Origin of the sequence: Pseudorhodobacter wandonensis (genome assembly GCF_001202035.1) — a bacterium.
Taxonomy (GTDB): Bacteria; Pseudomonadota; Alphaproteobacteria; order Rhodobacterales; family Rhodobacteraceae; genus Pseudorhodobacter; species Pseudorhodobacter wandonensis.
Map to the genome: position 1 here is coordinate 184,380 of NZ_LGHT01000036.1, position 25,833 is coordinate 210,212.

General features: G+C 58.1%; 26 protein-coding genes. 16 read left to right on the forward strand and 10 right to left on the reverse strand.

Translation table 11 applies throughout. The features are described 5' to 3' along the window. Positions 1-60: 60 nt before the first annotated feature. Together AKU79_RS11790 and AKU79_RS11795 are read left to right on the forward strand one after the other, a co-directional pair. The gene (locus AKU79_RS11790; RefSeq protein WP_050523781.1) at positions 61-1,533 is read left to right on the forward strand and encodes a leucyl aminopeptidase; all 1,473 of its coding nucleotides are present in this window, start codon (positions 61-63) and stop codon (positions 1,531-1,533) included. A 4-nt stretch (positions 1,534-1,537) separates the two neighbouring features. After that, entirely contained in the window at positions 1,538-1,990 is a 453-nt protein-coding gene (locus AKU79_RS11795) for a DNA polymerase III subunit chi (protein WP_050523782.1), read from the forward strand. 109 nt (positions 1,991-2,099) lie between these two features. Here the strand turns inward: AKU79_RS11795 and AKU79_RS11800 are convergent, their stop codons facing one another. The 4 genes from AKU79_RS11800 to AKU79_RS11815 all read right to left on the reverse strand — a co-directional run bounded on the left by AKU79_RS11800 (position 2,100) and on the right by AKU79_RS11815 (position 6,224). Continuing rightward, a complete protein-coding gene (locus AKU79_RS11800; protein ID WP_050523783.1) occupies positions 2,100-2,315 on the reverse strand; it encodes a hypothetical protein in 216 nt (71 codons plus the stop codon). A 189-nt stretch (positions 2,316-2,504) separates the two neighbouring features. Then, a complete protein-coding gene (locus tag AKU79_RS11805; protein ID WP_050523784.1) occupies positions 2,505-4,172 on the reverse strand; it encodes a capsule biosynthesis protein in 1,668 nt (555 codons plus the stop codon). Next, positions 4,150-4,809, reverse strand: coding sequence for an ABC transporter ATP-binding protein (locus tag AKU79_RS11810; RefSeq protein WP_050523785.1), 660 nt, complete (start codon positions 4,807-4,809; stop codon positions 4,150-4,152). The genes AKU79_RS11805 and AKU79_RS11810 overlap by 23 nt, the downstream gene beginning before the upstream one ends. Before the next feature lie 167 nt (positions 4,810-4,976). Then, positions 4,977-6,224, reverse strand: coding sequence for a Na+/H+ antiporter NhaA (locus tag AKU79_RS11815; RefSeq protein ID WP_197087305.1), 1,248 nt, complete (start codon positions 6,222-6,224; stop codon positions 4,977-4,979). Between the two features lie 178 nt (positions 6,225-6,402). Here AKU79_RS11815 and AKU79_RS11820 point away from each other — a divergent pair, with 178 nt between their 5' ends. From AKU79_RS11820 to rpsI, 3 genes are all read left to right on the forward strand, one after another. Beyond that, on the forward strand, positions 6,403-7,200 hold the full coding sequence (locus AKU79_RS11820) for an SseB family protein (RefSeq protein ID WP_050523907.1): 798 nt from the start codon (positions 6,403-6,405) through the stop codon (positions 7,198-7,200). Between the two features lie 150 nt (positions 7,201-7,350). Beyond that, positions 7,351-7,815, forward strand: coding sequence for a 50S ribosomal protein L13 (rplM, locus tag AKU79_RS11825; protein ID WP_050523787.1), 465 nt, complete (start codon positions 7,351-7,353; stop codon positions 7,813-7,815). A gap of 2 nt (positions 7,816-7,817) precedes the next feature. Beyond that, positions 7,818-8,303 (forward strand): 30S ribosomal protein S9, encoded by a 486-nt coding sequence (gene rpsI / locus AKU79_RS11830; RefSeq protein WP_050523788.1) that lies wholly within the window; start codon positions 7,818-7,820, stop codon positions 8,301-8,303. A 374-nt stretch (positions 8,304-8,677) separates the two neighbouring features. Here rpsI and AKU79_RS11840 read toward each other — a convergent pair whose 3' ends face one another. Beyond that, the gene (locus tag AKU79_RS11840) at positions 8,678-9,448 is read right to left on the reverse strand and encodes an IclR family transcriptional regulator (protein ID WP_050523790.1); all 771 of its coding nucleotides are present in this window, start codon (positions 9,446-9,448) and stop codon (positions 8,678-8,680) included. A gap of 219 nt (positions 9,449-9,667) precedes the next feature. Between AKU79_RS11840 and AKU79_RS11845 the strand changes: the two genes are divergently transcribed. From AKU79_RS11845 to AKU79_RS11895, 11 genes are all read left to right on the forward strand, one after another. Then, positions 9,668-10,504, forward strand: a complete 837-nt coding sequence (locus AKU79_RS11845; protein WP_050523791.1) for a cyclase family protein — start codon at positions 9,668-9,670, stop codon at positions 10,502-10,504. A 62-nt stretch (positions 10,505-10,566) separates the two neighbouring features. Then, positions 10,567-10,917, forward strand: a complete 351-nt coding sequence (locus tag AKU79_RS11850; RefSeq protein WP_050523792.1) for a cupin domain-containing protein — start codon at positions 10,567-10,569, stop codon at positions 10,915-10,917. Continuing rightward, complete coding sequence (locus tag AKU79_RS11855) at positions 10,914-11,723, forward strand: SDR family NAD(P)-dependent oxidoreductase (RefSeq protein WP_050523793.1); 810 nt, start codon at positions 10,914-10,916, stop codon at positions 11,721-11,723. Before AKU79_RS11850 ends, AKU79_RS11855 begins: the two co-directional genes overlap by 4 nt. A gap of 3 nt (positions 11,724-11,726) precedes the next feature. Then, entirely contained in the window at positions 11,727-12,656 is a 930-nt protein-coding gene (locus AKU79_RS11860; protein WP_050523794.1) for a 3-hydroxyacyl-CoA dehydrogenase family protein, read from the forward strand. Positions 12,657-12,704: 48 nt separating this feature from the next. After that, a complete protein-coding gene (locus AKU79_RS11865) occupies positions 12,705-13,973 on the forward strand; it encodes an ABC transporter substrate-binding protein (protein ID WP_050523795.1) in 1,269 nt (422 codons plus the stop codon). Positions 13,974-14,053: 80 nt separating this feature from the next. Continuing rightward, the gene (locus AKU79_RS11870) at positions 14,054-14,782 is read left to right on the forward strand and encodes an ABC transporter ATP-binding protein (RefSeq protein ID WP_050523796.1); all 729 of its coding nucleotides are present in this window, start codon (positions 14,054-14,056) and stop codon (positions 14,780-14,782) included. Then, positions 14,775-15,482 carry an ABC transporter ATP-binding protein gene (locus AKU79_RS11875; RefSeq protein ID WP_050523797.1) on the forward strand — a complete coding sequence of 236 codons (708 nt, stop codon included), beginning with the start codon at positions 14,775-14,777 and terminating at the stop codon, positions 15,480-15,482. The genes AKU79_RS11870 and AKU79_RS11875 overlap by 8 nt, the downstream gene beginning before the upstream one ends. 2 nt (positions 15,483-15,484) lie before the next feature. Next, the gene (locus AKU79_RS11880) at positions 15,485-16,348 is read left to right on the forward strand and encodes a branched-chain amino acid ABC transporter permease (protein ID WP_050523798.1); all 864 of its coding nucleotides are present in this window, start codon (positions 15,485-15,487) and stop codon (positions 16,346-16,348) included. Beyond that, a complete protein-coding gene (locus AKU79_RS11885; RefSeq protein ID WP_050523799.1) occupies positions 16,345-17,388 on the forward strand; it encodes a branched-chain amino acid ABC transporter permease in 1,044 nt (347 codons plus the stop codon). The genes AKU79_RS11880 and AKU79_RS11885 overlap by 4 nt, the downstream gene beginning before the upstream one ends. 2 nt (positions 17,389-17,390) lie before the next feature. Continuing rightward, a complete protein-coding gene (locus AKU79_RS11890) occupies positions 17,391-18,329 on the forward strand; it encodes a BKACE family enzyme (RefSeq protein ID WP_050523800.1) in 939 nt (312 codons plus the stop codon). Between the two features lie 15 nt (positions 18,330-18,344). Continuing rightward, positions 18,345-19,169: a glutathione S-transferase family protein gene (locus tag AKU79_RS11895; protein ID WP_050523801.1), complete on the forward strand. Its 825-nt coding sequence runs from the start codon at positions 18,345-18,347 to the stop codon at positions 19,167-19,169. A 126-nt stretch (positions 19,170-19,295) separates the two neighbouring features. On the opposite strand, the gene AKU79_RS11900 is transcribed toward AKU79_RS11895, so the two are convergent. Genes AKU79_RS11900 through AKU79_RS19300 form a run of 5 tightly spaced genes read right to left on the reverse strand, consistent with a single transcriptional unit; the run spans position 19,296 to position 25,730 of the window. Beyond that, positions 19,296-22,643 (reverse strand): error-prone DNA polymerase, encoded by a 3,348-nt coding sequence (locus AKU79_RS11900; protein WP_050523802.1) that lies wholly within the window; start codon positions 22,641-22,643, stop codon positions 19,296-19,298. Next, positions 22,640-24,196: a Y-family DNA polymerase gene (locus AKU79_RS11905; RefSeq protein ID WP_050523803.1), complete on the reverse strand. Its 1,557-nt coding sequence runs from the start codon at positions 24,194-24,196 to the stop codon at positions 22,640-22,642. The genes AKU79_RS11900 and AKU79_RS11905 overlap by 4 nt, the downstream gene beginning before the upstream one ends. Beyond that, on the reverse strand, positions 24,123-24,707 hold the full coding sequence (locus tag AKU79_RS11910) for an ImuA family protein (RefSeq protein ID WP_050523804.1): 585 nt from the start codon (positions 24,705-24,707) through the stop codon (positions 24,123-24,125). Before AKU79_RS11910 ends, AKU79_RS11905 begins: the two co-directional genes overlap by 74 nt. Next, on the reverse strand, positions 24,697-25,377 hold the full coding sequence (locus tag AKU79_RS11915; protein WP_050523805.1) for an SOS response-associated peptidase: 681 nt from the start codon (positions 25,375-25,377) through the stop codon (positions 24,697-24,699). Before AKU79_RS11915 ends, AKU79_RS11910 begins: the two co-directional genes overlap by 11 nt. 38 nt (positions 25,378-25,415) lie before the next feature. Then, positions 25,416-25,730: a hypothetical protein gene (locus AKU79_RS19300; RefSeq protein ID WP_156209686.1), complete on the reverse strand. Its 315-nt coding sequence runs from the start codon at positions 25,728-25,730 to the stop codon at positions 25,416-25,418. Positions 25,731-25,833 lie beyond the last annotated feature (103 nt).

The window sequence follows — 25,833 nt, forward strand, 5'->3', positions numbered from 1 at the left end:
AGGCGGGCCTTGCGATGATGCTGCCCGAAATACGACGACCCAGATAGCGGAAAAATTGACATGACACATCCTTTGCCGATCAAGTTTATCGAAACCGACCTTGATGCGCTTGGCGCATTTTCGGGGCGTATCTCGGTGTTGGTGGCACCCGATGAACTGGCGGCCCGCAGCCCGGCGGCCCGTAAGTTGAACCGTCTGACCAAAGGCGCGCTGAACCGGTTTCTGGCATCTGACGCGTGGGGCAAGGTAAAGCAGGGCGAGGCGGCAGATCTTGCATGGCCGGCAGGCCTGATGGCCGAAGCCTTGCAAGTGGTCAAAGCTGGGCCACGCGCAGATGTCGAAACGGCCCGCAAGGCCGGCGCAGCCATTGGTAAAACCGTAGGCAAGTCGGGCGTTCTGGTGCTTGCAGGTTCCGTATTGCGCGCCGCCGAAGTTTCCTTTGGCATCGCAATGCGCGCCTATGATTTCGAGCCGCATAAAACGGCGGCACCAACGGTGCGTGGGCCGGTTACCATGATGGTCAAAGACCCGGAAGCTGTTGCTTTGGCGGCAAAACCCAAGGCAGCGGTCGCCGAGGGCGTGTTCTTTACGCGCGATCTGGTGAATGAACCTGCCAATGTGCTGACAACCTATGATTTCGCTGCGCGCCTTGCGGCAATGCAGGAATTGGGGCTCGAAGTCGAAATTCTGGAAGAGGAAGATCTGACCAAGCTTGGCATGGGCGCCTTGTTGGGGGTCGGGCAGGGGTCGGAAAGCCCCTCCAAAGTTGTCGTGATGCAATGGAACGGCGGCGGCGATGAGGCCCCATTCGCGCTGGTTGGCAAAGGCGTGGTCTTTGACACCGGCGGTATTTCCATCAAGCCTGCGGGCGGGATGGAAGAGATGACCATGGATATGGGTGGCGCCGGTGTGGTGTCGGGTGTGATGCGTTCGCTGGCCTTGCGGCGGGCGAAAGCAAATGTCGTGGGCATTGTGGGTTTGGTTGAAAACATGCCCGATGGCCGTGCACAACGCCCCGGCGATGTTGTGAAATCGATGAAAGGCGACACGATCGAGGTCATCAATACCGATGCCGAAGGGCGTTTGGTTCTGGCCGACATCATGTGGTACGTACAGGAACGCTTTAACCCGGTTGGAATGATCAACCTTGCCACTCTGACCGGTGCCATCATTATCGCCTTGGGTCATGAAAACACAGGGGTTTTCAGTAATGACGATGATCTGTGCAATGCTTTCCTAAAGGCCTGCAAAGCCGAAGGCGAGGGCGCGTGGCGCATGCCGATGGGCGATGCCTATGACGCCAAACTGAAATCACGGATTGCCGATATGATGAATGTGGGCGGCCGCGATGGCGGCGCGATCACAGCAGCGCAATTCCTGAAACGCTTTGTCAAAGACGGGATGCCGTGGTGCCATCTGGATATCGCGGGTACAGCCTTGGTCAAGTCTGACACAACATTGGCCCCGAAAGGGGCGACGGGTTGGGGTGTTATGGCGCTCGATCGTTTGATCCGCGATAAGTTTGAGGCCTGATCAGATGGGTGTGGTGATGTTTTATCACCTGACGCATTCCGATCTGAACGAGACCGCGCGAACCTTGTTGGCGCGGTCGCAAAAGGCTGGCTGGCGCGTGATGCTGCGCGGCGTCAATCCAAACCGCCTGAAAGATTTGGATCGCTTTTTGTGGCAAGGCCCGGATGACGATTTTTTTCCGCACGGGCTTGAGGGCGGGCCGCATGATACTGCGCAACCGATTTTGCTGGGGCGGGGCGCCATCACCAATGGTGCACAGGCACTTATGACGATTGAAGGTGCAGTAATTGACCCGGCCGAGACCACTCATCTGGAACGTGTCTTTGTGCTTTTCGATGGGCGCGACGAGGCGGCTGTGGCTGCCGCGCGTACCCAGTGGAAGGAGATCACAGCTGCCGGCCTTACTGCGCAATATTGGTCAGAGGCGTCAGGCCAGTGGGAAAAGAAGGCTGGTTGAAACGCTATTTTTGTCGCCTCACCCCAAAAACAGGGAATGGGGGGCAAGACTTGGGGGATTTCTACCGCCAAGTCTTGTCTCGCGTCGCCGCTTTCGGCGGCAGGGCCTTTTAGAGATGGCCCGCAAAAATGCGGCGAACTTCGTCGCTGCGGGTGGTGCCGCGTGCCTCAAGCTCTGCATCCGAGAGCGCGTTTAGCTTGTTGATCGCGTCCATGCGTGGGTGTGCTTCTGCCACCAAGATCAAGAAATTCCAGACGCCGCGGAAAGGCCGTGCAAGAGTTGCTGCAAGTGAGAACTCTGATTTAGCAGTTGTGATAAAAGCCATTGGAAAACTCCATGTTTCGCTTGTTATGTCTAATCTGACATCAACTTAGTCCTTGATTGCCGATGATTATACCGACGATGCAGTATTGCCGCGTTGCAGCAAACGCATAGCTCTGGGCTGTTGGCAAAGTTGGAAATGCCGAGCAAAACCGCATCGGGTCTTGCTCGGCTCATGGCAACATTGGCGTGATCAGGCGGATACTTGTTCGCGCAGAATGGCCGCAGTCATCGAGATCATCAAATAGATACCGGTGAAAATCAGCATCGCAACCAAAGTGCTTTCAAAGGCACGTGGATATGTCGGTTCATCCGGCGGGATCGGTTTGACCGATAGCGACAAATAACGCGTTTGACGATTGGCTTCGGCGCGCGCAGTTTCCATTGATTGGATGGATTGGGCCAGCATCAGTTGCCGCGTCTGCACATCGGCCTGCGCCACGAGCAGCTCACTTTGCACTTGCGGCAAAGACTCGCCCCCCTCAGACCCTTCGGTTAATTTGCCACGCAACCCTGCAATCTCGGATTCCAGCGCCTCGATACGGCGTTCCAACGGTTCCATTCGCGCCGCATTGGGTTGGGCGTTGGATCTCATTTGTTGCAGCGACAGCTTGTCTTGCGACAAGAGGGTCTCCAACTGCCCGATCTGCGCCGTAATCAACGACACTTCGACCTCAGACGACAGGACCTTGAACTTTTCCTGCAGCTCGACCACACGCCGCTGCGACACCAACATCTTGGCCTGCGCATCTTCATAGCCTTCGCGCGCGCCGCGCATTTGATCCTCGCGCAAGCGTTGGGTCAGATGATCGACTTGTCCTTCGGCAAAACCGATCAAGGCTTCGGCAAATTCGACCGATTTTTCGGGCGTCGTCGCAATGACCTCCATTTTCACCAAACCCTCGGTCGGGTCGTATGATATCTGGAAATTGCGCTCATACACTTTATAGGCCGCCTCTAGGCTGGCGTCAGGTTCCAGGCGTTGAATCGGGTCGATCTCGGGGCTGCTGTAATGGGCGCGGAAACCGTGCTCTTCATCAAGGCGGATCATGGCATCGCGCGACTGCAAATAGCCCTGCACCGCAATACTGTCTTGCGATGTCGCCATGGGCGAGCCTTGCAGCAATCCGCCTAAACCGCCCCCCACACCGGTCGGATTTTGCGATTGCTGGATAACGAATTCTGTTTCAGTTGCATAAAGCGGGGTGGCGACTTTGTAGTAGTACCAACCCGTCACTATTGTCGGCAATAAAATAAAGAATGCCAGTCGCAGCATCAAAAGCAGCGATTTGCGCCGCCTGCGTTTCGCCAGCTCGCGCTGGATTTTCATTATATCCGCGACGTGGTTCACCTCGGCCCGTGCCATTGTTGAAGGTACTTGGACGGGTTTGATGGTCTGCGGCAATTTGACACCGTCCCCATCGGCGCGCTTTGCCAGATCACGCGAACCGACGGTCTGGATTGGCTGGCCATCGGGCGTTACAAGATCCAGCATGGTGGTGCGTTGAAACGGGTCAATGCCCGCCGCACGCAATTGGCGCACCGCGTCGAAATCGGATGTTACCGCCAGGCCGTATTTTTGCGCCAGTTTGCGGGCCATGCGCAATTGTCGGCCGGTCAGACCTTCGTGCTTGATGGTGGTCAAAGTGTTTTCGACCGAAATCTGGGTCGGGGCTACTGTACCTACGGGACTCGCTGTCGGAAATTTGCCAGATCCGAAACCATCGTCATGGTTGTCAAACAACCCCGCATCGTTGTTTGCAGGCGTAGGCGTCTCAATCGGTGCGGAGGTATCAACCGGCGCAGGCGGAAATTCTGGCGGGCGAACGCGGAACCGTTTAGCTGTGAGCTTCATAATCATACAAACGTTTCGCCTCTTCGAGAGTTTCGAACATATAGAGCTTACCATTACGCAGCACAGCCGCAGAGCGACAGAATTTCTCAAGCGTTGCGGCCTGATGCGACACAACGATGATTGTAGCATTTTCCAGCCGTTGGCGCAGAATGGCGCCGGCTTTGTTGTTGAACTCGACATCGCCGGTCGAGGGCATCCCCTCGTCGATCAGGTAAAAGTCAAATTCCAGCGCAAGCATCAGCGCAAAAGAAAACCGTGACCGCATACCCGAAGAATATGTGCCGACAGGCATGTCGAAATATTCGTTGATACCCGCCAACCAGCGGCAAAAGCTTTCCATATAGTCTGGGTCAAGCCCGTAAAGCCGCGCAATATAACGGGCGTTTTCGGTGCCGGTGTGTTTGTTCATCACGCCGCCCATAAACCCCAGCGGGAAAGAAATCCGCGATGTGCGTATGATTTTGCCTTCGTCCGGCTTTTCAAGCCCGGCCATCATATTGATGATCGTCGTTTTTCCCGTGCCATTGGGCGCGAGGATGCCAAGTGAATTGCCTTTTTCAACTGTGAACGACGCCTGATCCAGAATGACCTTGCGTGTCTTGCCTGTCCAAAAGGATTTACTCACATTTTCAAACGCGATCATTGATCTGCTTCCAGTCGATGCCTCTTGTTCCCGGTATCTTCCGAGATACAGACTTATAGTTATCAATCCCTATGTCGCAGCCAAAAATATTGCCTAAATTCTTGGCTTATCAGAGATAGTCCGACAATCTGGCAGCATTATGTCGGTCCGGCCTGAAATCGGCAAGGTTATTGCTGCACCGGTTTTGCGCCGCTCCGGTGGCGGGGCGGCAAGGCATGCGACAGCAGCACCAGCGCGGGGCCGGCCAATATGCTAAGGCCAAGCCCAAGCCGTGCGGCCTCTTGCATCGCCCCACCCGGCAGGGCGGTTTCTAGCGCGACCAAAGGCAGGGTAAACCCGATCGCCATCAGCCCTGCAATATAGCTGATCTCGCTGAATGTAAGCCGGTTTGGCAAAGGGTAACGCAGGGCCTTCAGAATGGCCACCGCCAGCAAAACGCCCAAAGGCTTACCCACCCACAAAGCCCCCAGCATGATCCAGGTTGTTGGGCTGAATGCGCCCAGATCCAGCGCGCCATGCGTAAGGCCGAACAAGAACAGGATCACCGTGACAGGTCCCATCAGAAAGTGGGATAGCCGGTTCAGCGGGTCGGTCAGATATTCTTCTGCCTCGGCAAACAGACCAAAGCTATGGTCTCCATGCATCATCGCAGGCAGCAAAGGCAAAAAGGCAAGCGTCGGCGGGAATCCTGCGGCCGAAACCCCGACCCAAGAGATAAAGCCAAGGATCAACCAATGTCTCAATTTGCCCGCGCGCTGGCGACTACGCTCGGATATCGTCAGGCTCAGTTGGGGGCGTGTCAGCTTCAGGTAGCCATAGGCCGCCGCACCCAACGGCAAAAGTAGCCACAAAACCCGAATGTTATTGCTTGCAGGCGCAGCCAATCCACTGGTCAGCAGCCCCAATAAGCCGTCTAGAATGCACATGAACAGCAGTACTTGCAACGCCGCATGGCCTTTGCCAAAGATCAAGCGGCCAAAGAAAAAGGCCAAAACCATATCGCTGCCAAACGGCATCACCCAACCCGTTGCATCCACGGCCTCTTCGGCGATCTCGAAAAAAGCCGTCAGGATTTGCCAGGTTACGGCCGACATGACCATCCCGCCCAGTACCATTGCCAGTGGGGCGATTGCCAGTTTGCCGCGCAAACCACCATGTTCCAGTACAAAGGCTTCCCAGATCTCTTTGGCAATCAGCAATACAAACATCGGCAGCAGCAACGAGGAAACGAATGTTGCCAGGTTAAAGCCGGGATAAAACAGCCGCAGACGATACAGCGGTGCGCTGTCAAACGGGTGCCATTCGATTGTGTCGTAATAGCTGCCGGGGTCGATATTCACGACGAGTGTGGCAATCGCCGCACCGGCCAGCAGGGCCTTGGCGTAATGCTGCAAATGGGGGGAGGATGGGGTCACGGTGGCGGCAGCCTTGTGATAAACAAGTTGGGTTAAGAGAAGGTCTCTTTTTATGCCTCCCATTTACGCGCTGCAATGAATCTTATCTGAAAATGCGACAACTGTGCTGTGCTTGCACCTTGTCCCGCCGATGCGGCCCGCTTATTGCAGTCGTGACCAAGGCAACAAGGGGAATAATATGGCTGAAGTAGCAAGCAAGGGGCTGGATGCAGCCTTTGCCGCCATGATGGCTAAACCCGAAGATGACTCGGCCCGTCTGCGCTATTACGCGCGGCTGGCCGATGGCATGCTGTACCTGATGTTAGAGCAAGAGGCCGATGTGGGTGCCGTGCAGCCTGTCATGGTTGATATCGACGATGTGCAAGTCGTTCTGGCCTATTCATCCGAAGAGCGCTTGGCTGCGACAACAGACACGCCCGTCCCCTATGCCGAACTGCCAGGCCGGGTAATCGCTGCGCAACTGGCGGGGCAGGGTGTGGCGCTTGGCATTAATCTTGGCACCGGAGAGGGCGAGTTTCTCGTTCCGCCCGAGGCGCTGGATTGGCTGGCGCAGACGCTTGAAAACAAACCCCAAGATGTCTCGGCCCGCCCTGTTGCCTTTGATGCGCCGCGTGGCTTGCCTGACAGTTTGATGCAGGCGCTTGATGCCAAACTGGCGCGGGCAGGCGGGTTGGCACAAACGGCAATGCTGGTTGCCGTGCGCTATGATGATGGACGCCAAGGGCATATGCTGGCCTTTATAGGCGCGGCGCCAGGTGCCGAACCCGCGCTGACGCGGGCCGCGAGTGAAGCGCTGACCTTTTCAGGGGTTGAAGCAGGCGAGATGGACGTGACTTTTCTTGCGTCTGACCTGCCTGTGGTAGAACGAATGGCTCGCGTGGCCTTGCGATTTGATCTGCCAGAGCCTGCCGCCAGCGCGCCAAATGCCCCCGCCGCCCCGGGAATGGACCCATCAAAGCCCCCAAATCTACGTTAAATGTGGGGTATTATTATACCTATTTATTAACCTATTGTTTTTACTTAATAAATAGTCGCACAAGCCGCTTGACGGCGCGGCAGCATTGCACGATATAGCGCCATCCGAGAGATTGGGGGCCTTTCCCCACAACACTTTAAAGGGTGTAACATGAAAACCTTTACCGCAACGCCTGCGGATATTACCAAGAAATGGATCTTGATCGATGCCGAAGGTATCGTTCTGGGCCGTTTGGCTACCATCGTAGCAAATATCCTGCGCGGCAAAAACAAGCCTACCTTCACACCGCACATGGACATGGGCGACAATGTTATCGTGATCAACGCTGACAAAGTCCAAATGACCGGCAACAAGCGCGCAGACAAGCGTTACTACTGGCACACTGGCCACCCGGGCGGCATCAAGTTCCGCACGGCTGCGCAAGTGCTGGACGGTGCGCACCCAGAGCGCGTTGTGACCAAAGCTGTTGAGCGTATGATCACCCGCAACTCGTTGGGCGCACAGCAGATGACAAACCTGCGCGTTTACGCAGGCGCCGAGCATCCGCATGAAGCACAATCGCCAACCGTTCTTGACGTTGCAGCGATGAACCCCAAGAACACGCGGAGCGCATAAGCATGTCCGATATCAAATCCCTCGACGATCTGAAGTCGGCTGTGGCTGACACTCCTGCGGCGGCACCTGCTGCTGTTGTGCGTGAACCAATGCGCGACAAGCTGGGCCGTGCCTATGCAACCGGCAAGCGTAAAGATGCGGTTGCCCGCGTCTGGATCAAGCCAGGTTCCGGCAAGGTCACTGTAAACGGCAAAGATATGCCTGTTTATTTCGCCCGCCCTGTGTTGCAGATGATCCTGCGCCAGCCGTTCACTGTTGCTGGCGTTGAAGGCCAGTTCGACGTGATGGCAACGGTTGCTGGTGGTGGTCTTTCGGGCCAAGCTGGCGCTGTAAAGCACGGTGTATCGAAAGCATTGCAGCTTTACGATCCAACCCTGCGCGCCGCATTGAAAGCCGCTGGCTTCTTGACCCGCGACAGCCGTGTTGTTGAACGTAAGAAATACGGTAAAGCAAAAGCACGTAAGAGCTTCCAGTTCTCCAAGCGCTAACTACGAACGAGTATATTGCTCAACAAAAACAAAGGGTTCGCATTTTGCGAGCCCTTTTTTCATGCATAGCAGCTTTGTAGCAGCGCACTGATATCATTGACGTATTGGTTTAGCGAAATTAGCATATCGATAGCGTTTTATGCATGTTTGAAGCAGTAGCCCGGCATGCATCTTCAAAACAAAGCTAACTGAACAAATTGGTGAAAGCTTGGTTGTAGCCGAGCTGGATCAGCGCGAGATTGTTGCCGCGACATGTGCGGGCAACGTGCCTGACACAAATATTCTGGCCTAACCAAACAACACAGCCGTGCACTTGCAAGTCAAAGATTGGCGCACTGGTTCTATTCGCTTTAAAGCGAGTCGCGGCGGCGGTCTTATCGCGCCGCACCGCCATGCATCATCTTTTCTATATTTCTGGCTGTTTTTAATAGCGCGACTTCGACAACCTTTCTGGTTTGTTCATACCGCGTCGTAGGGATCGGCACAGAAATGGCATGGAGGTCATTTGCCCAATCCCGGAAGGCCAGCCCAATCGCGCAAATACCGGATGTATGGTCATCCAGATCATACGCAAGTCCAGTTTGCCGGATTTGGGCAAGCTCGGCTTGTAGCGCGCCAATGTCGCCATCAACGCCATTGCGGTCCCATTCATTCAGAATAAGCTTTGTGGCTTGATCTTCGGGCAGTTGCGCAAGGCAGGCGCGGCCGTTGGCGGTGGTTGTCAGGGGAAAAACCTCACCTACAGACGATACTGTGCGCAGACGGTGCGTGCCCGGAACCTGATCCAAAAAGATCATGCCAGCCCCCCGAAGCACCGAAAGATCGGCCGTTTCGCCGGTTTTCTGCGTAAGCTCGGTCAGCAAAAGGCGGCAATGCTCGACGATGTTATACTGCGCGGCCTCTGCCAGTGCGTGCAATTCTGGGCCAAGCCGCAGACCGCCGCCGTTAGAGTCGCTGATAACCAGCCGCTCGGCCTGCAGAGCCGCGACGATTCGCTGCACAGTCGAGCGGGCCAATCCAACGCGTTCGGCAATCTGACCCAAGCTCATTCCTGACTGTGAATCGCGCAATGCCCTTAGGATTGTCGCGGCCCGCGCTATGACCTGAATACCGTTCCGGTCTGTTTTATCTTCTTTTTCAATCATTTGGGTTTTGTGTTCCGGTGCAGGTAATTGCGTTGAACAAAGCATAGATTATTTTATCAATACCGCAATGCGATACAGCAGCACCGATTCTAGAAAAAAGATATTGACCGCGATGCGGTGCATGCATACCGTAATATGAGACAGGTGGAGGAAATCCTGACATTATTCAGCAACCCTTAATCAACACCGGCGTTCCGGTGAGCGGAGGAGATTTGTCCTATGGTTAAAGTTCGCGGCATCGAGTTTCAGGGGAACCTGGACAACGACATGGGGTTGGAGTTTTACAACCTCAGCCATCGTTTCGGGTTTCAAAACCCCAACTGGCCCTATTTTCAGGATACCAAAATTGAACGTATCCACTACATGGCCAAGTCGGGTGTGCTGAGCCAGCGCATCACCACCACGATGCACGCCACCACCCATATCGACGCGCCAGCGCATGTTGTGCAAGGCACGCCATTCATCGACGAGGTTCCGCTGCCGCACTTCTTTGGCACAGGGATTGTCGTGTCCTTGCCCAAAAATAAATGGGAACCGATTACCGGCGAAGACCTTGAAAAGGCTTGTGGCCATGTGATCCGCAAAGGCGATGTGCTGATCATCAATACCGGCTGGCACCATGATTATGAGGACGGCGATTACTTTGCCTATTGCCCCGGCTTTGTGGCCTCGGCTGGCGAATGGATGGTGGCAAAGGGCGTCAAAGTTGTTGGGCATGACACCCAGGCGAACGACCACCCGCTGGCCACCGCGATTGGCCCGCAGCGCAATGGGCCGCTGCTGCCGCATCTGGAAAAAGAATACAAAGAATGGTCGGGCGGCCGCGACTGGAAAGACGATTTCCCTGATTGGGAACCGGTTCACCAGATCCTGTTCAAGAACGGCATTCTGGGCATTGAAAACGTCGGCGGCGATTTGGATGCTGTCACCGGCAAGCGTTGCACATTTGCGTTCTTTCCATGGAACTGGGACCGCGGTGATGGCTGCATCATCCGCCTCGTCGCGATGATCGACAAAAGCCAGAATTTCCGCATCGACGACGGCGCTGCATTCTAAGCCATATTCGGCGCGCGGCTTGTCGTCGCGCGCCGCCACCGCATGTTCCTGGGGAGGAGTCTATGCATATTAAGCGGTTTGACGACGCGCAGCCCTATGTTGCACCGAACCATTTCGGCTGCCACGGTTTGCGGCTGCAAGGGTTTGAGGCAGGCGGCCCGACCAACCAATGGGTTGGGTTCAGCCAGTTCTTGCCCGCGGGCGGTGCTGGACCAGACGCGACAACTTTCGAAAAAGTCTATGTCGTGCTGGAAGGTGAAATGACTGTCATCATTGACGGCACTGAAACGATTCTGCGCCGCTACGACAGCTGCACCATTCCAGCGCACGAAGTTCGGAAACTAGAAAACCGCACCAACCATACCTGCAAAATGCTGGTCGTAATTCCATACCCACCTGAGGCAAAGCCATGACCATAAGCAATCCTGCGATGATGTTTGATGTCTCGGGCCAAACGGCGCTGATTACCGGTGCCTCTGGGGCCTTCGGGATGGTTGCCGCGCGAATTTTTGCGGGGGCAGGGTGCAACTTGGTACTGGCCGCTGGCAACCAGACCGCGTTGGATGAAATCGCCACCGAATGCCGCGGCATGGGGGCCAATGTGATGCCTGTAAATACCCGCCCCAGTGATGAGGGGGCCTGCAACGCCTTGGTTGCCGAGGCGGTGAAGGCCTATGGCGGGTTGGATATTTTGGTCGTCGCCTCGGGGATGAACAAAGTCGCGTTGATCAACGACATGGCGCCTGAAACCTTTACCTCGGTGATGGATTCCAATGTAACGCAAAGCTGGCTTTTGGCCCGCGCGGCAGCTGGGCAAATGAAGGCCCAAGTGGCCGCAGGCACGCATTCGGGTGGTAAAATCGTGCTGGTATCATCCGCGCGCGGGCTTTTGGGGCATCCTGCGGGTTACACTGCCTATTGCGCCTCCAAGGCGGCGACTGATGGGTTGGTCAAGGCGCTTGGATGCGAGCTTGGGCCAACCGGCATTACGGTGAACGCAATCGCGCCAACCGTGTTTCGTTCGCCGCTAACCGCATGGATGTTTGAGGATAATGAAAAGGCCAATGCCGTGCGCGCAGGTTTTCTTGCCCGCGTGCCAAAGGGGCGATTGGGAGAGCCAGAGGACCTTGCAGGCCCCTTGCTGTTCCTCGCGTCCAAAGCATCCGATTTCTACACAGGCCATATTCTTTATGCCGATGGCGGCTATACGGCGGGATGAACCATGACAGCTAAGAACCGACAAATCGCCGTGATTGGTGCTGGACTGATGGGCCACGGCATCGCGCTGACGCTGGCCCGCGCAGGCCAATATGTGGCAATCACCGACCCGATCGCCGAAGCCCGCGCCTCGGTGGCGGGCCGTATCCGGGACAGCATGGTCGCAATGGGTATCAATGAGACCGAAATCGCGCGCGCGCTGAAAAAGATCGAGATTTTTGACACCACGGCCGGTGCGGTTTCCAAAGCCGAAGTGGTGTTTGAGGCGGCGCCGGAAAAGCTTGACCTCAAGCGCAAGGTTTTTGCCGAAATCGAGGCCCACGCGCCGCCGACCTGTATCCTTGCATCCAATACCTCGGTCATGCCGATCACGCAGATCATGGGCGATTTGCGGCTGAAAAACCGTGCGCTTGGCACGCATTGGTGGAACCCCCCGCATCTTATTCCGCTGGTCGAGGTGGTGAAAACCGAATGGACGGACGCCGCTGTGGCGGCGGATATGATGGATCTTTTGGCCGATGCGGGCAAAACGCCGGTGCTGGTGGCCAAGGATGTGCCGGGCTTCATCGGCAATCGTTTGCAACATGCGCTGTGGCGCGAGGCGATCAGCCTTGTCGAAAACGGCATTTGCGATGCCGAGGCCGTGGATACGGTGATTAAGGCCAGCTTTGGCCGCAGGCTGTCGGTACTGGGGCCGTTGGAAAACGCCGATCTGGTGGGGACAGACCTAACCTTGGATATCCACGAAAACGTGCTCTTTGATCTGGAAAGCCGCAAAGGCTCGTCGCCTTATCTGCAAAAACTGGTGGCCAACGGCAAGCTTGGCATGAAATCGGGCGAGGGGTTTCGAACCTGGACGCCGGCCGAGGCAAATGAAGTGCGGGCGCGTGTCTCGCGGCATCTGAAACGGCTGGACGGAATTCTGTTAGACTGAACGAAACGCTTGGCAGGGAGGCCGGGCAAAAATTGGGAGGATTAAGCTATGAAGACCACGACATCTCGGCGCGGCTTTATGATGGCGGGGGCTGCCAGTCTGGCGGCTCCGGCATTGCTGCGCGCGACACGTGCTTATGCTGCAACACCGACCCTGCGGATTGGGCATGTCAGCCCGCGCACCGGCCCCTTGGCCGCGTTTGGCGAGGCAGATGATTATGTGCTGGGTGCGATTCAGAAGGCCTTTGCCGGTGGCATCGAAAACAACGGCAAGACCTGGAATATCGAAATCATTTCCAAAGACAGCCAATCGAACCCCAACCGTGCCGCCGAAGTGGCAGCCGACCTGATCCTGAGCGATGAGGTGGATATCATCGTCGCCGCCTCGACGCCGGACACCGTTAATCCGGTTTCCGATCAGGCCGAAATCAACGAAATTCCCTGCATCACCACTGATTGCCCATGGCAGCCTTATTTCTTTGGCCGCAATGGCGTGCCGGGGGTTGGCTTTCAATCCACCTACCATTTCTTTTGGGGGCTAGAGGATTGGATCGCCGCAACGCTGGATATGTGGTCCAAGGCCGATGTCGGGAAAAACGTGGCAGGCATGTTCCCGAATGATGCTGACGGGAATGCCTTTGGCGATGCGCAGAATGGTCTGCCTCCGGCAATGACTGCGGCGGGCTATACGATCACGGATTCCGGTCGCTATCAGCCGCTGTCGGATGATTTTTCCAATCAGATTGCGGCGTTCAAGGCTGCAGGCTGCACCATTGTCACCGGCAACATGATCGCACCGGACTTTGCAACCTTCTGGGCACAGGCGGCACAGCAAGGCTTCGCTCCGAAAATTGTGACCGTCGGCAAGGCGCTTTTGTTCCCTTCGGTAATTGAAAGCCTGGGCGACCGTGGCGACGGCTTGTCAACCGAGGTTTGGTGGTCGCCAAGCCACCCTTACGCGTCCTCGCTGACTGGCGCGTCTTCGCGGGAATTGGCCGAAGGCTTTTCCGCAGCAACAGGTCGCCCTTGGACGCAACCTATTGGCTTTAAACACGCATTGTTCGAAGTCGCAGCCGATACTATTCGCCGGGCGGCCGATCTCGAAGATTCCGCTGCCATCGTTGCAGCCATTGCGGCCACCAATCTGAATACGATTGTCGGCCCGGTTGATTGGTCGAATGGGCCGATCAATAACGTCACCAAAACGCCACTGGTTGCCGGCCAATGGCAGAAAGACGGGGACGCATTTGATCTGAAAATCGTGGCAAACGCCGCCGCGCCAGAAATCCCGACGACGGGCGAACTTAAGCTGCTGTAACAGCCGATGGGGCGCGCGCGTGACCATAGCGTACGCCCCAAACCAAGCCGCATTGTGCATGATCTGAAGGGGCTGCCAACATGACAGCATTTTTACAAATTGATCGCCTCACCAAATCCTTCGGGTCCATCAGTGTCGCGGATGACCTGAGTTATGAGCTGCGTAAAGGCGAGGCTTTGGGCGTAATCGGGCCGAATGGCGCGGGCAAAACGTCGATGTTCAACCTGATCACTGGGACGTTGTCGCCAAACTCCGGGCGCGTGCTGTTTGACGGGCACGATGTGACACGTCTGGGCGCGGCCGCGCGGTGCCGGGCCGGAATGGCGCGCAGTTTTCAGGTACCGCAGCCGTTTTCTGGCATGACCGTTTTTGAAAACGCTATGGTTGCCGCGACCCAAGCAGCGGGCCTGCGTGGCAAGGCGGCAGAGCGGTTGTGCCTGGAAGTGTTGGAGCAGACGCAGATGTTGCCCAAGGCCAATGCATTGGCGGGCGGACTGACCCTGCTGGAGCGAAAACGTTTGGAACTGACGCGCGCGCTTTGTGCCAAGCCAAAGCTGCTGATGCTGGACGAAATTGCCGGCGGATTGACCGAAGGTGAATGCCGGTCACTCGTTCAGACGATCAAGGACATCCATGCCTCGGGCGTATCGATCATCTGGATTGAACATGTCGTGCATGCGCTTTTGGCTGTGGTGGACCGGCTGATCGTTATCGATTTTGGCAAAAAGATCGCCGAGGGCGAGCCTAAGGCGATTATGGCCAGCCCGCAGGTGCAGGAAATCTATTTGGGGATTGAAGCTGATGCCTGAACCCTTGTTGCAGATTGCCGGGCTGAATGCCCATTACCGCGATTTTCAGGCGCTATACGGTCTCGATATGACGGTGGCCGCGGGCGAAGTGCTGGCGATCATCGGCGCAAATGGCGCGGGCAAAACCACATTCATGCGGTCGATATCGGGGCTGATCGCGAATGGCAGCGGTCAGGTCAAATACCAAGGCCGTGATATCAGCGGGCTGCGGGCGGATGAGGTTGCGGCCCTTGGAATTGCGCTGGTGCCAGAAGGTCGGCAGTTGTTCCGCTCGTTGTCGGTCGAGGAGAATCTGATTATCGGTGGGCAGACCGGCCGGAAAGGGCCATGGAATCTGGCGGCGGTTTTCGCGCTGTTCCCCATATTGAAAGAGCGCCGCGCCGTGCCTGCGACCTCGCTGTCGGGTGGGCAGCAGCAGATGGTTGCCATTGGCCGCGCATTGATGGCGAACCCGGATCTGATCTTGTTTGATGAAATCAGTCTCGGGCTTGCCCCGATCATCATCAGGGATATTTACGCGGCCTTGCCCGGTATTATCGGTGAAGGCATGAGCGCGATGATCGTCGAGCAAGATATCAGCAAGGCTCTGTCTGTCTCAGACCGGCTCTATTGTCTGCAAGAGGGACGCATCTCGCTTGAAGGTGCTTCTGGCGCCGTGTCGCGCGCCGATATTTCACGCGCTTATTTTGGAATGGAATGACCATGGAATGGGTAAATGCGATTGTGCAAGGAACCTTGCTGGGCGGGCTTTACGCATTGTTTGCAGCAGGGCTGTCGCTGATCTTTGGCGTCATGCGGTTGGTAAACATTGCCCATGGGGATCTGATTGTCATGGCGGCCTATCTGGGGCTGACTGTGGTGTCGGTTCTGGGCATCCATCCTTTGCTGGCGCTGGTGCTTGTGGTGCCGCTGATGGCGGGGTTTGGCTATGTTCTGCAACGGGCAGTGTTGAACCGGACGCTGGGCGATGACCTGTTGCCGCCGCTTTTGGTGACTTTTGGTCTGTCTGTCATCTTGCAGAACGGCTTGCTAGAGGTCTATAGCGCCGATCCGCAAAAGATAAACGCAGGCGTGCTTGAAACCGCCAGCGTTTCGGTGGCCGGCCTGTCACTTGGTGTGCTGCCCTTGCTGACTTTCGCAGTTGCTTTGGCAGTGATCTGGGGGTTGCAATGGGTGTTTTACCACACCGCCCTTGGTCGGGCCTTTCGGGCTGTTTCTGATAATCAGGATATTGCGCAATTGATGGGGCTTAACCGCCGCCACATCTTTGGGTTGGCCATGGCGTTGGCGCTGGGTGTGACGGCCATCGCAGGCATATTGCTGGGCATCCGTACAAGTTTCGATCCGTCGATCGGTGGCGGGCGGCTGATCTTTGGCTTTGAGGCCGTGATTATCGGCGGGCTGGGCAATCTTTGGGGAACCCTCGCCGGTGGTGTTATCTTGGGCGTGGCCCAGACGATTGGCGCCAAAATAGATCCCGGCTGGCAGCTTTTGGCAGGGCATATCGCCTTCCTTGTCATCCTTGCCATCCGCCCGAATGGCCTTTTCCCGAGGATTTCAGCATGAGCGCCCCCGTCAACAAAAACCGCACCCACCATGTGACGCGCAGTTCTGCGGCAGCGCAGATTGCAGGTGCTTTCGGTGCCATCGCGCTGATCATCCTGATTGCGGCGCCTTGGTGGGCAGGCAGCGCAAATCTGCGCCTGATGGGAGAGGTGTGCCTCTATCTCGCCCTCGCCAGCCTGTGGAATTTTATGGCCGGATATGCGGGCCTGGTATCTGTAGGGCAGCAGGCCTATGTCGGTTTTGGCGGCTATCTGCTGTTTGCTCTGACGATCTTTGGCGGGCTGCCGCCGCTTGCAGCCATTGCTGCTGCGGGCGCACTTGGGGCGTTGATTGCCATTCCGACAGCGCTGCTGATTTTCCGTCTGCGTGGGGCCTATTTCGCGATTGGCACCTGGGTGATTGCCGAGGTGTTTCGCCTGTCTTTCGCGCAGATGTCATCTTTGGGCGGTGGCTCTGGGTCATCCTTGCCGGTCAATGTCGTGCGGTCGCTGGCCGCATCGAAAGATGGGCGTGAATTCCTCAGCTATTGGCTGGCGCTTGGTGCTGCGGTTCTGGTGATTGCGGCCGTCTATTTTTATCTGCGCTCGCGCAATGGTCTGGCCCTGACCGCAATTCGCGACAATGAGCTGGCTGCCGGATCGCTTGGCATTGACATCTGGCGCATGAAATTCGCCGTCTATGTGGTAACTGCGGCGCTGACATCCGCGGTCGGGGCGCTGATCTTTCTGCAAAAACTGCGCATTTCTCCGGACGCGGCGTTCAGTGTGAACGACTGGACCGCCTTTGTGATTTTCATCGTGGTGATTGGCGGCATCGGCACAATCGAAGGGCCGATCATCGGGACGCTGGTATTTTTCCTGCTGCGCGAAACGCTTGCCGATCTGGGCACGGCCTACCTGATCATTCTGGGGGTTGTGGCGATTGTCGTCATGCTGAAGGCGCCCAAGGGTCTTTGGGGCCTGATCCGCGCACGGTTCAGTCTGAATTTGTTTCCACTAGGGTACCGCGTCTTGCGCCGCCCTGAAAAGAAAGGCGCCTAACCATGGCCAAGCAAAAGAAAACCATCATTACTTGCGCAATTACCGGTGCCATTCACACGCCCACAATGTCTGATGCGCTGCCCTATACGCCTGATGATATTGCCGAACATGCGGTTGCTGCCGCCGAGGCAGGCGCGTCTATCCTGCATCTGCATGCCCGCCGCGCCCATGATGGTGGGGTGTCGGTCAACACTGATGATTTCGCGGCCTTTCTGCCACGAATCAAGCAGGCGACCGATGCGGTTTTGAACATCTCCACAGGGGGCAGCCTGACCCTTTCGATTGCTGACCGTGTAAAGCCCGCCACCACTTTTTCGCCCGAGATGTGTTCCATGAACATGGGCTCGATGAACTTTTCCTTTCACCCGCTGGCGAACCGCTACAAAGACGAGGATTGGAAGTTTGATTGGGAAAAGGATTACGTCAAGAATTCTGACGGCAATATTTTCCGCAATACTTTCCGCGACATCAAGGAAGCCGCTGATACGCTTGCTCCGCATGACATCAAGTTCGAGCATGAATGCTATGATGTAGGTCACTTGTATAACCTCAAGTTTTGTATGGATATCGGCCTGTTCAAGGCTCCCATTTTTATACAATTCATCTTTGGCATTTTGGGCGGAATTGGCCCCGAAGTGGACAACCTGATCTTTATGAAACGCACAGCCGACCGCTTGTTCGGTGATGACTACCGTTGGTCGGTTCTGGGGGCAGGCGGCGCGCAGATGACGCTTGCCACCACCGCCAGTCAAATGGGCGGCAACGTGCGAGTCGGGTTGGAAGACAGCCTGTTCATCGCACGCGGTAAGCTGGCCACCAGCAACGCGCAACAGGTCGCCAAAATCCGCCGCATCGTTGAAGATCTCGGCTGTGAAATCGCATCCCCCGATGAAGCCCGTGAAATGCTGGACCTCAAGGGCGGCGACAGGGTGAATTTTTAGGCCAAGGAACCGCACATGCCGGAAATAGACCCCAAAGACCAATCGCTGAAAACCTTGCAGGGCCTGCACCTGTGGCACGCCCCGATGTCGAGCTGTTCACAACGGGTGCGGATCGTGCTTGCAGAAACCGGGCAAGGATTTGAAAGCCATCTGGTCGATCTTGAAAAAGATGAACATGCGACCGAGGCTTATCAGGCTATTCACCCCAAAGGGCTGGTTCCGGCGCTGGTCGATGATGGCCATTTGATTATCGAGTCCATCGACATCATCCAGCATCTCGCAGGAGAGGTTTCTGACCTTGCAGTCACCAGTACGCCCGAACTGCTCGATCTGGCCGACAAGGCCCAACTGGACCTGAAACTGCTGACATTCGAGTTTCTGTTCCGTGCAGCGCCGCCGCCGCCAAAGGAAGCCGCAGAGGCCTTTCAACGTGCGCATAAAAATGAATGGCTAAAGCAGTTTCGGTTGGATTTCGCAGCCGGTTTTGCCAAGGAACGGATTGATGAGGCGGTCACGCGCACGGATGCCGGTTTTCGGCACCTGAACAGCTTGCTGGCTGACGGGCGTCCTTACCTGTCAGGTGATGTTTTCTCTCTCAGCGATATTGCCTGGATGCCGAACATGCACCGTTTCAACCTGATGGGCTGGCCATTCGAGCGGACACCGCATTTGCAAAAATGGTTTGAGCGTGTCTCCAAACGCCCCAGCTATCAGCAAGGGTTGTTGAGTTTTCAGAACGAACATGTGGCCGGGGCGTTTGCCGCATATACCGCCAAACGCCGCAGGGAAGGCACCGATATCAGTACGTTTGGCAGTCTGGTTACCGGCCCAGCCAATTAGACACGGCTGGGGTTTGTAGGCCAGGTTTCAACCCGTCTACTTGCCCAGACAGGCCAGCGACATCTCCAAAAAAAGGCCCGGCGCGCGTTGGGCCTTTGCATTCTGGATGTGTTCTTTGACAGGCTTTCAATGGAAATCGCGGCTGGGAAACAGCTTTTTCGCCTGCTCGCGTGGGTGACGTGCTGATGACCTTATACTGCCCCCGACAGGGCGTTTTGTTTCATCTGCACGGCCGTCATTGGCATCGATCATCACGGGGCGACCAAGGGTGGCCAGCAGGTGCGAGACATCCTCGACACTCTCGGCAATCAGGTGCGTTGTTGGTCCATCGTGCTGCACGCGCCCTGTCACGCGGACCAACCGTCCCGCGATAACGGCTTTGCGAAAGGCGTGATAGACCTGCTTCCAGACGATCACATTGGCGGTGCCGGATTCGTCCTCCAGCGTCAGGAAGATCACCCCCGCTGCCGTGCCGGGGCGTTGGCGGGTGATGACAAGACCCGTGATCGTAGCGCGGCCTTTTGTATTGGTAAGACGGTCATGCGGTAAGCTTTCCGGCAGGCGCGGCCGCAGCAGTTCCATCGGGTGGGCGCGCAAGGACAGGCGCAGCGACAGGTAATCCTCAATCACCTCTTGGCCCAGCGTCATTTGCGGCAAGCTGACGGTTGGCTCGTTTTCGCCTTCGCCATCAGTGCCGAACAGCGGCAGAGGCGCGGGGGCTTTCAGCGCCTTCGCGGCCCATAGCGCATCGCGGCGGGTGAGGCCAAGGGCGGCAAAGGCATCCGCTTCGGCCAGCCGTTCCAGCGTGTCGGGCGGGATGCCAGCACGCCGCCACAGGCTTTCAACATCAGGGTAGCCATTGGCGCGGGCGGCGGTAATCCACGCGGCGTCCTCGGCGCGTAAGCCTTTGATTTGGCGAAAGCCAAGGCGCAGGGCAAGGCTGCCATCGGGGCGGGGTTCCAGCGTGCAATCCCAATCGGAATGGTTCACCGAAATGGGCCGCACCTCGACGCCCCTATCGCGGGCGTCACGCACCAGTTGCGCGGGGGCATAAAACCCCATCGGCTGGCTGTTCAACAACGCGCAGGTGAACACGGCCTGATGATGGCATTTCAACCACGCGGAAATATAGACGAGGCGCGCAAAACTGGCGGCGTGACTTTCGGGGAAACCGTAGCTGCCAAATCCTTCGATCTGCGCGAAACAGCGGGTCGCGAAATCCGCATCATACCCCCGCGCCAACATCCCCGAGATGAAACGGTCGCGGAACCCGCCGATGGTGCCCATGCGTTTGAAGGTGGCGAGGCTGCGGCGCAAACGGTCGGCCTCGGACGGGGTAAACCCTGCGGCGACCACGGCGATTTGCATCGCTTGTTCTTGGAACAACGGCACGCCATAGGTGCGGCCCAACACCTCCATCATCGCGGGGCCAAGGTCTTCAACCGGTTCGCGGCCCATGCGGCGGTTGATGAACGGATGGACCATACCGCCTTGGATCGGGCCGGGGCGGATGATCGCGACCTCGCAAACGAGGTCATAAAACTTGCGCGGGCGCATGCGGGGCAGAAAGTTCAACTGCGCGCGGCTTTCGACCTGAAACACCCCGATGGCATCGGCACGGCAGAGCATATCATAGACGGGCGGATTTTCCGGCGGCACATTGGCCAGCGTCAGATTTTGGCCGCGATGCTGGGCCAACAGGCCGAACGCCTTGCGGATGCAGGTGAGCATGCCAAGCGCCAGAATATCGACCTTGAGCAAGCCCAAAGCGTCGATATCATCCTTATCCCACTCAATAATCGTGCGGTCATCCATCGCGGCGTTTTCAATCGGGCAGAGCTCATCCAAACGCCCGTGCGTGATGACAAAGCCGCCGACATGCTGCGACAGATGGCGGGGAAAACCGATGATTTCACCAATCAATTTGGTCGCCAGCATGACGCGGCTGTCAGCAGGATTCAGCCCCGCATCACGCATCCGGTCCGCATCTGGGGCGGCAGCGGACCAGCCCCAGATTTGCCCCGACAACCGCGCGACCACGTCTTGCGACAGGCCCATGACCTTGCCCACCTCGCGGATCGCCGCGCGGCTGCGAAAATGGATGACCGTGGCGGTCAGGCCCGCGCGTTCGCGGCCGTAACGCTCGTAAATCCACTGGATCACCTCTTCGCGGCGCTCATGCTCGAAATCCACGTCGATATCCGGCGGCTCGCCGCGTTCTTTGCTGATAAAACGTTCAAAGATCAGGGTGATGGATTCGGGCGGCACCTCGGTGATGCCCAAAAGGTAGCAGACCACCGAATTGGCGGCGGACCCGCGGCCTTGGCACAGGATGCCTTTGGAGCGTGCGAATTGCACGATGTCATGCACGGTCAGGAAATAGGGAGCGTATTCCACCTCGCGGATCAGGGTCAGTTCCTTTTCCACGCGGTGGATGATTTTGGGCGGCGGTCCAGCGGGATAGCGCCAGTTCAGCCCCGCGCGGGTCAGGCGTTCAAGGCGGTCTTGTGCGGGTTCGCCGTCTTTCGCCTCATCGGGGTATTGATAGCGCAGCTCATTCAGCTGAAAGGCGCAGCGGTCGGCAATCTCGACCGTGCGGCGCAGGGCGGCGGGGTGCCGGTGAAACAGGCGGGCCATCTCGGCCCCGGTTTTCAGGCGGCGCTCGCCATTTGCAAGGCGGTTGGTGCCGATGTTGTCGATGGTGCAGCCCAGCCGCAGGCAGGTCAGCACATCGGCCAAAGGGCGGCGGGCGGCGCGGTGCATCAACGCATCACCGACCGCGACCATCGGCAGGTTGGTGTTTTGCGCCAGCATCGCCAACTGATCAAGGCGGGTTTGGTCGCGCCCGTCATAGCGCGGGGCGGCGCCCAGAAAGCACTGGCTGGGAAATGCGCGGGCCACGGCCAGCAGGTCACTGCGGGGGCAGGTGGCCTCCAGCGGGTCGGGTGGCAGGGCGATCAGGATCATGCCTGCGCCCCATTCGCCCAGATCGGCGCGGGTCAGGTGGCATTCGCCTTTGGGCGCGCGGCGTTTGCCAAGCGAGAGAAGCCGCGTCAGGCGCGACCAAGCGGCGATATCGGTCGGCAAGGCCAGCCATTCCACACCCGAGTCGGTCAGCACCAGCCGCGCGCCAGCGATCAGTTTTGGCAGGGGGGCGTCTGGCTGTAATGGGGCATCGGTCGCGCCGCTGAAACGCGGCACAGTCTGGCGGCTGGAATGATCGGTCACCTGCTGCGACCGGATGGCAGGGCCGCCCTGTGCTGCGCCACTTTGCGCCGCCTCATCGCGCAGGCGGGCCAGTTCTTTCAACGCCGAGAATGCCCGCACCACACCCGCCACCGAGTTGCGGTCGGTGATGGCGATGGCGGACAGGCCAAGCTCGGCGGCGCGGGTGATCAATTCCTCGGGGTGCGAGGCGCCTTGCAGGAAAGTGAAGTTGGAGGTGGTGCAGAGCTCGGCATAGGCGTGGGTCATGCGAACTCGCCCTGCACATACCAGTTTTTGCCCCCTGCAGGTGCGGGCCAGTTTTTACCCCCTGCGGGGGCGGGCCAGTTTTTACCCTCTGTAGGGGCGGGCCAATCGGCGCTATGCGCTTGCGGCGTCACGAACAACCACAGGCGCGGGCCTTCTTGGGTTTCCACCCGCCAGTAATCGCGCAAACCGCTGCGCCATGCGGGGTCATCAAACCACCATTCCGGCGTGATGCGTTCAGGCCCCATGGCGCGCAGGGTGGTAAACCGCATCCGCCGCCAGCGGAAATGGTTGGGCGGGTGGCCCGAGGCGGTGGTGACAGGTTCCGGCGCGAACAGGGTGATCGGGCGGCTGGGGCCCTTGTGACGGGGCTGGGTTTGCGGAGCGCTATAGGCGGCGGGGGCGATGATCTGGCTGCGCTCGGGGATCAGGCTGTCGGCAGGCAGCAGCCGCAGCACGCGGTCAAACCCGATGCGATTGCCGAGGGATGAGAGAAGATCGGCCAGCGCATCCTCATGCCGCACCGTTGAGCCACCGATCTGTTCAGGTGCCAGCGGTTCCACCACAGGGGCAGTCAGCCGCACGGCATCAATGCCAAAGCCTGCGTCGATATCGTCCACACCTTTGGCAAAAAGTGCTGCAATGCGGGTGGGGTCGCGCATCGGGCGGGCAAGGCCGATTTCCACCAGCACCACGCCGCGATCCACGCGGCGGAGTTCCAGTCGCACACGGCGCGCGCCCATACGGGTGGCGGCCAGCTTGGCGCACAGCCGATCGAGCAAACGTTCCAAGCCCGCCATCACGTCTGATTGCAAGCCAATCGGATCGGGCAAGGTCATCCGCACGCCGAAATGCGGGGCGTCAGGTTCGGCGGCAACGGGTTCGGCATGCTGCCCCAAAGCCTGATCGAGCCGCATCACCAAGCCTTGGCCAAAGCGGCGGGCCAGCGGCGCGCGGGGTAAGGGGAGGAGGTCACGAATGCGCGTCAAGCCAACCCGAGCCAACCCTGCTGCCGTATCATGATCAATGCGCAGCGCGGTGATCGGCAGGCGGCCAAGCCCCTGTTGCAACTGCCCGTCAGGGATAATCCCACCACCATGGCGGGCGAGCGCATGCGCCGCGCCGCGTGTGCCGGCAATGGCGCTGGTGGCGGCCAAACCAGCGCGTTCCAGCCGTGCTTGCAGGTCGTCACGCAGATCGGCCTCGCCGCCGAACAAATGCGGCACGCCGGAAATATCGGCCATCAACCCGTCCGGCCCATCGCTGGCCACCATCGGCGCATAGCGGCTGGCCCAGCGGCGCAAGCTGGCCAAGGCTGCGGCCTCCCGCGCCAGATCGGCTGGGCGGGTGGCAAGATCGGGGCAAATCGCGCGGGCATCGGCCAGCGCCATGCCGCGCGACAGGCCAAGTGCCATGGCCGACGGATTAACGCAATGCAGATGATCGGAATTACCCGACCGCAGGGTCAGGGCAAATGGCCCCTCAACGGGCCTGTCCCGCAGGCTGGTGTCGCTCGCCAGCCGCGGAAACCATATGGAAAGCAGTCGTCGCGCCATTCCAGTTTACAACCCAATTCCCTAAAGTTCCTCTTTTGTTCTTTTTAAGAGTCCAGCGATGCAGAGTCGAGTCTGCATCGCTGGCCTGCGGTTCACAATGCCAACGGCTCTCGGTCGCATTGCTGCCCGCATCGGTCTGGATCAGCATCAGACCCGTGGTGCCGCCCGCCTCCGCGGCGAGTTGAAAACGCCTGCCAGCGGTCAGGGACAGCGGCTGCGACGGCTCGGCAATCACCAAGCCAACTGGGGCCGCGCGCAGGGTTTCTTCAACGCACCAGAGCAGGTCGGTCTCATTTGTCGGGCGCAGCAAGTGCAGCCGTTCGCCCACGCCCTGCGGCAACCCGCGCAGCATTAGTATCTCGGGCATATGGGCAGGAATTATCCAGATCAACGGCCCAACGTGGCGCGCGGCTTGAAAACCCGCAAAGGCGCGGCGGCCACGGCCCTCGGCCTCATGCACGCGTCGTTTCAAAAGGGAGAAGGGATCGCCCGAAGAGGTTTCAAACCGCATCGACGCGCCCGCCTTCGGCAACGATCTGCAACATGCCATCGGGCAGGGGGCGTTGTAATTGCAACGCTTCGGTCGTGGGGGCGGTCAGCCAACGCCGCCATTCTTCAGGCCGCGTCAAAATCACCGGCATGGCTTTGGGGTGAATCGGCGCCACCTCGGCATTGGGCGGGCAGGTGAGGAAGCCAAAGAGATCGGCCGTCACCTCGCCTTCCTTCAACTTGCGCACCGAGGTCCATTCGGTGTGCAGCCCAGCGAAAAACGCCAACGGGCGGTCCGGCCCAAGAGCAAACCAGATGGGATGGTTGCGCGGGCTGCCTGCGCGGGTATCGATTTCGGAAAAGCTGGTGAAAGGCACGAGGCAGCGGTTCTCTACCCCCAGCCAGCGCCGCCAGTGGGACGAGGCGGTATTGCGGATATTCGTGACACCGGGATCGGTGCGCTTGCCTTTCAGAAAAACATCCGGCGTGGGCATCCCCCAGCGGGCCTTGGCCATTTGCCAGCCGGTCTGCGCCCCCTTCCGGATGATCGGCGCGGCATAATCGGGGTAGATGCCGGTTTGCGCGGGAAGGTTGCCGGCTAGATCCTCCAGCGTCTCATCCCCGATCAGCACATCATCAAACACATTCCGCATCGCATCCTGGCTTTTGGTCTGGGAATAGAGGTTGCACATGGGGATGTCCGGAATCGTGGGTGGGCTTGTCTGGAACTTTACAGGAACATGCTTGGAAAATAAATGGCTCCGTTTGCGGCAAAAACTCCCGAAACAAGATATGCTGTGCAACGTGAGGGGTGAGCTTTGGCCCATTCAGAGCGTGATGGAAAATTAAATTCAGCTTTTCCGAGCAGTTTTTTGTGGGCGGCATCGGACGGATTTTTAGGCGCCAGAACCTCGATGAACAGATCGAAAATGAGACGAAGATTCTGGTCTGTATCCGCTTGAAAACCCTGGGCTATGGACGATTTAAACCTGTTGGCAAAATGAACCGCAGGGGCGGCAGGATGCCATCTCTCTGGGGCCGTCAAAGCCCCGCAGCCTTTCAGTCAATGTGCTGGAGCATGCCATCAGGGGGTATTCGATGCAGTGACCTTCACCGAAAGCGGCGAATACACCTGTCTTTCGTTGGTC

What these genes read in the sequence shown, in the direction of transcription:
- AKU79_RS11855 (WP_050523793.1), top strand. Translation starts at nt 10,914, where the DNA reads ATGACCATAAGCAATCCTGCGATGATGTTTGATGTCTCGGGCCAAACG.
- AKU79_RS11880 (WP_050523798.1), top strand. Translation starts at nt 15,485, where the DNA reads ATGGAATGGGTAAATGCGATTGTGCAAGGAACCTTGCTGGGCGGGCTT.
- rpsI (WP_050523788.1), top strand. Translation starts at nt 7,818, where the DNA reads ATGTCCGATATCAAATCCCTCGACGATCTGAAGTCGGCTGTGGCTGAC.
- AKU79_RS11850 (WP_050523792.1), top strand. Translation starts at nt 10,567, where the DNA reads ATGCATATTAAGCGGTTTGACGACGCGCAGCCCTATGTTGCACCGAAC.
- AKU79_RS11915 (WP_050523805.1), bottom strand. Translation starts at nt 25,377, where the DNA reads ATGTGCAACCTCTATTCCCAGACCAAAAGCCAGGATGCGATGCGGAAT.
- AKU79_RS11895 (WP_050523801.1), top strand. Translation starts at nt 18,345, where the DNA reads ATGCCGGAAATAGACCCCAAAGACCAATCGCTGAAAACCTTGCAGGGC.
- AKU79_RS11865 (WP_050523795.1), top strand. Translation starts at nt 12,705, where the DNA reads ATGAAGACCACGACATCTCGGCGCGGCTTTATGATGGCGGGGGCTGCC.
- AKU79_RS11910 (WP_050523804.1), bottom strand. Translation starts at nt 24,707, where the DNA reads ATGCGGTTTGAAACCTCTTCGGGCGATCCCTTCTCCCTTTTGAAACGA.
- AKU79_RS11820 (WP_050523907.1), top strand. Translation starts at nt 6,403, where the DNA reads ATGGCTGAAGTAGCAAGCAAGGGGCTGGATGCAGCCTTTGCCGCCATG.
- AKU79_RS11800 (WP_050523783.1), bottom strand. Translation starts at nt 2,315, where the DNA reads ATGGCTTTTATCACAACTGCTAAATCAGAGTTCTCACTTGCAGCAACT.
- AKU79_RS11905 (WP_050523803.1), bottom strand. Translation starts at nt 24,196, where the DNA reads ATGGCGCGACGACTGCTTTCCATATGGTTTCCGCGGCTGGCGAGCGAC.
- AKU79_RS11795 (WP_050523782.1), top strand. Translation starts at nt 1,538, where the DNA reads ATGGGTGTGGTGATGTTTTATCACCTGACGCATTCCGATCTGAACGAG.
- AKU79_RS11885 (WP_050523799.1), top strand. Translation starts at nt 16,345, where the DNA reads ATGAGCGCCCCCGTCAACAAAAACCGCACCCACCATGTGACGCGCAGT.
- AKU79_RS11860 (WP_050523794.1), top strand. Translation starts at nt 11,727, where the DNA reads ATGACAGCTAAGAACCGACAAATCGCCGTGATTGGTGCTGGACTGATG.
- AKU79_RS11890 (WP_050523800.1), top strand. Translation starts at nt 17,391, where the DNA reads ATGGCCAAGCAAAAGAAAACCATCATTACTTGCGCAATTACCGGTGCC.
- AKU79_RS11900 (WP_050523802.1), bottom strand. Translation starts at nt 22,643, where the DNA reads ATGACCCACGCCTATGCCGAGCTCTGCACCACCTCCAACTTCACTTTC.
- AKU79_RS11870 (WP_050523796.1), top strand. Translation starts at nt 14,054, where the DNA reads ATGACAGCATTTTTACAAATTGATCGCCTCACCAAATCCTTCGGGTCC.
- AKU79_RS11810 (WP_050523785.1), bottom strand. Translation starts at nt 4,809, where the DNA reads ATGATCGCGTTTGAAAATGTGAGTAAATCCTTTTGGACAGGCAAGACA.
- AKU79_RS11790 (WP_050523781.1), top strand. Translation starts at nt 61, where the DNA reads ATGACACATCCTTTGCCGATCAAGTTTATCGAAACCGACCTTGATGCG.
- AKU79_RS11845 (WP_050523791.1), top strand. Translation starts at nt 9,668, where the DNA reads ATGGTTAAAGTTCGCGGCATCGAGTTTCAGGGGAACCTGGACAACGAC.
- AKU79_RS11805 (WP_050523784.1), bottom strand. Translation starts at nt 4,172, where the DNA reads ATGATTATGAAGCTCACAGCTAAACGGTTCCGCGTTCGCCCGCCAGAA.
- rplM (WP_050523787.1), top strand. Translation starts at nt 7,351, where the DNA reads ATGAAAACCTTTACCGCAACGCCTGCGGATATTACCAAGAAATGGATC.
- AKU79_RS11875 (WP_050523797.1), top strand. Translation starts at nt 14,775, where the DNA reads ATGCCTGAACCCTTGTTGCAGATTGCCGGGCTGAATGCCCATTACCGC.
- AKU79_RS11840 (WP_050523790.1), bottom strand. Translation starts at nt 9,448, where the DNA reads ATGATTGAAAAAGAAGATAAAACAGACCGGAACGGTATTCAGGTCATA.